The following is a 3,448-nucleotide window of genomic DNA, read 5'->3' on the forward strand; positions in this document are numbered from 1 at the left end:
CTCGCTTTCCGCGGGAGCGCGGTGAGCCTCCTCGGACTGCGTCCTGTGGGGTCTCACCAAGCACTTTTTTCCCGCAGGAGTCTCGCCATTCCCCTTCGCCCCTTAACCAAGTATGGTTCTCGAAACCACTACTTAAAAATCAGCTTGTATGGATATGAGAAGTGAATGGTTTAAACTCTACCTCGTTGACGTTTAGCATAAGCAAATGCTTAATAGAACGCACTATATGCCCCATAGGAGATAAGATTTGGAACATTATTTATGAGTACAGGTTTTCGAATCATCCACTTCCCTTAACCATTCAAGCTCCCCCTTTTAAAAAGTGGTTTCGAGACACTTATAAGGTAAAGGGGCGGAGGGAAACGGTGAGACTCCTATGGGACGTGTGGGACAGGTGAGACCCCGGAAGGCGTAGCCTGAGAAGGCTCACCGCCCGCCCCATGGAAAGCGAATCGTTTCCCGGAGCCCCTAGAATTACACAAAAGTCTCGAAAATGAGTCTTCCACTAAAGGGAGCGTTTTTGGGATAAAGAAATTCTTTCCATCCTTCTACAAAACTTGCTAGCCAGGGGTTCAGATTGTGACAGACTTTTTAACCGGACGGGCTTATACTTTTCATTACAGCAGATAAAGAGAAGGGGGGGAGAGAGGATCATTTATCTTGATGCTGTCTGGTTGCTCAACCTTTTGATGGATGGCATGATTTTATCGCTTACACAGGGGATTACGAGAGCGAAATCATCGAAAATCAGAATGAACGCCGGGGCGTTTGTCGCCTCTACGATTGTCCCGATTACCATTTATATGCCGGACTTCTGGCTTGTAGGAAGCCTCGGGAAAATCTTTTTTTCGATGTTCATCATCTGGGTGGCCTTTTCATACACCTCTCTCCGTGCATTTTTTGTCCAGTGGATCAGTTTTTATTTTATTACCTTCGCTATCGGTGGAAGCATGATGGGGGTTCATTATTTTCTTGCGACAGAGATCAGCTTACAAGGGGGTTCAATCGTAACATTTAGTGGTGGTTATGGAGACCCGGTCAGTTGGTTGTTTGTAGTGATTGGTTTTCCTTGTTCCTTTGTTTTTACGAAATGGCGTTTGAACCAAGTCAGCGTCCATAAGATGAAGCTTGAGGATATTTATGACGTGACGGTGGAGTGGAATGGCAGAACTGCTCTTTGTAAAGGTTTAGTGGATAGCGGAAACCAGCTCGTGGATCCGATCAGTCGGAAAATGGTATTTCTAGCCGATTCATTTTTATGGGAACAATTCGTCTCGAAGGAACAGCTTCAGCAGCTCGAAGTGGATCATGTCGTAACTGGTCTAGCGGAGTTACCCGAGGATATTCAGTCCTCCGTCCGGCTTGTGCCCTATCAGGCGGCGGGTGTGACAGGAAAGCTGCTTGTGACGTTACAGGTGGATAAGATTACGGTTAAAACGGAGGCAGGGAACTTAGAAATGAAAGCACCTCTATTAGGGGTGCAGCAACAGGATTTGACACACGATCGACTTTATCAAATGCTCATTCATCCGCACATGATGGTAAAAGGGAAATCAGCGTGATTTCAGGAGGGGGATTCCATGTTCAAATGGTTCTTTAAAGCGCGGCTTTGGTATTATCGCTTGCTTATGAAGCTCGGAATCAAGCAAGATGAGATTTATTACATTGGTGGAAGTGAAGCGCTCCCACCACCATTATCCAGAGAAGAAGAGAGAGAATTGCTTGAACTTCTTCCGAAAGGGGATAAAGCGGCACGCGCGATGCTTATTGAGCGCAACTTAAGGCTTGTCGTCTATATCGCCAGGAAGTTTGAAAACACGGGGTTGAACATAGAAGATTTAATTAGTATAGGAACCATCGGACTGATCAAAGCAGTGAACACGTTTGATCCGGAAAAGAAAATCAAACTCGCGACTTATGCTTCCCGCTGCATAGAAAATGAAATTCTCATGCACCTTAGAAAAAGCAATAAGCTGAAAACAGAAGTATCCTTTGATGAACCTTTGAATGTGGATTGGGACGGAAATGAACTTTTATTATCTGATATTTTAGGTACAGATGAGGATTTAATCACAAAAGGAATTGAAAAGAAAATCGATAAGAAGTTACTAAAATCGGCGCTTGAACAATTGAATGATCGTGAAAAGCAGATCATGGAACTTCGTTTTGGCTTAATTGGAAAAAAAGAAAAAACCCAAAAAGATGTGGCAGACATGATGGGCATCTCTCAGTCATATATATCAAGGCTTGAGAAGAAAATTATCCGGCGGCTACAACGCGAATTCGACAAAATGGTCTAGCAGACGACGTCACGTAGATGCATAATTTTCCCACCCAGGGAGATACTGAGAACTGATTACAGCTTCCTGGGAGGGTCTTACATTGACACGACATAAAGTAGAGATATGCGGCGTAGATACTTCAAAACTTCCTGTACTTAAAAATGCAGAAATGAGAGACCTGTTTGAACGCTTGCAAAGTGGAGAGCTGGAGGCAAGAGAGCAGCTGGTAAATGGCAACCTCCGCCTAGTCTTATCCGTTATTCAGCGTTTCAACAATCGCGGAGAGTATGGAGACGATTTGTTCCAGGTTGGATGCATCGGTCTCATGAAATCCATTGATAATTTTGATTTAAGCCACAATGTTAAATTTTCTACTTACGCAGTACCCATGATTATTGGAGAAATCCGCAGGTACTTAAGAGACAACAACCCGATTCGTGTTTCCCGATCTTTGCGTGACACAGCTTATAAAGCTTTGCAGATGCGTGAGAAAATGATCAGTGAGACAAGTAAGGATCCGGCTCCCCATGAAATTGCAGAACGAATGGGAGTCCCGCATGAAGATGTAGTCTTTGCGATGGATGCCATACAGGATCCCGTATCCCTATTCGAACCGATCTACAATGACGGTGGTGATCCCATTTTTGTGGTCGACCAGTTGAAAGATGACCGGGAAAAAGACTCGGTATGGCTCGATGAACTCTCGCTCAGAGAAGGAATGAAGCAACTGAATGACAGAGAGAAAATGATTTTGACTAAGCGATTCTTCCAAGGAAAAACGCAAATGGAAGTGGCAGAAGAAATCGGAATTTCACAGGCTCAAGTGTCGCGTTTAGAAAAAGCGGCGATTAAAGAAATGAATTCATCCATGTTCCAATGAACCCTAAGCTTCTGCCCACGCAGAAGCTTTTTTTTATGCACAAATTTTCTTTTATTCCACAAACGCTCCCTTTAGTGGAAGACTCAGTTTCGAGATGTTTCTGGGTTCGTTCCCTGGGTTGAGCGTCAGGGGTGGCTGGGAAGCAACTCGCTTTCCTGTGGGGGAGCGCCGAGCTTCCTCGGACTGCGTCCTGCGGGATCTCGCCTATCTCCTTCTCCCACGGGAGTCTCGCAGCTTCCCAACCACCCCATTCCATATGAGGAGTGAAACGAACCCCTATACCGAG

At 45.0% G+C, this 3,448-nt stretch carries 3 protein-coding genes; all 3 read left to right on the forward strand.

What is annotated here, in order from left to right; genetic code table 11:
• Window positions 1-653 precede the first annotated feature (653 nt).
• A complete protein-coding gene (spoIIGA, locus tag VKA52_RS14710) occupies window positions 654-1,562 on the forward strand; it encodes a sigma-E processing peptidase SpoIIGA (RefSeq protein ID WP_326316231.1) in 909 nt (302 codons plus the stop codon).
• Between the two features lie 18 nt (window positions 1,563-1,580).
• The gene (sigE, locus tag VKA52_RS14715; RefSeq protein ID WP_089652821.1) at window positions 1,581-2,300 is read left to right on the forward strand and encodes an RNA polymerase sporulation sigma factor SigE; all 720 of its coding nucleotides are present in this window, start codon (window positions 1,581-1,583) and stop codon (window positions 2,298-2,300) included.
• An 82-nt stretch (window positions 2,301-2,382) separates the two neighbouring features.
• Window positions 2,383-3,162 carry an RNA polymerase sporulation sigma factor SigG gene (gene sigG / locus VKA52_RS14720; RefSeq protein ID WP_146818891.1) on the forward strand — a complete coding sequence of 260 codons (780 nt, stop codon included), beginning with the start codon at window positions 2,383-2,385 and terminating at the stop codon, window positions 3,160-3,162.
• Window positions 3,163-3,448 lie beyond the last annotated feature (286 nt).

The organism is Halobacillus sp. HZG1, assembly GCF_035818575.1.
In the GTDB taxonomy this organism is placed as follows: Bacteria; Bacillota; Bacilli; order Bacillales; family Halobacillaceae; genus Halobacillus; species Halobacillus litoralis.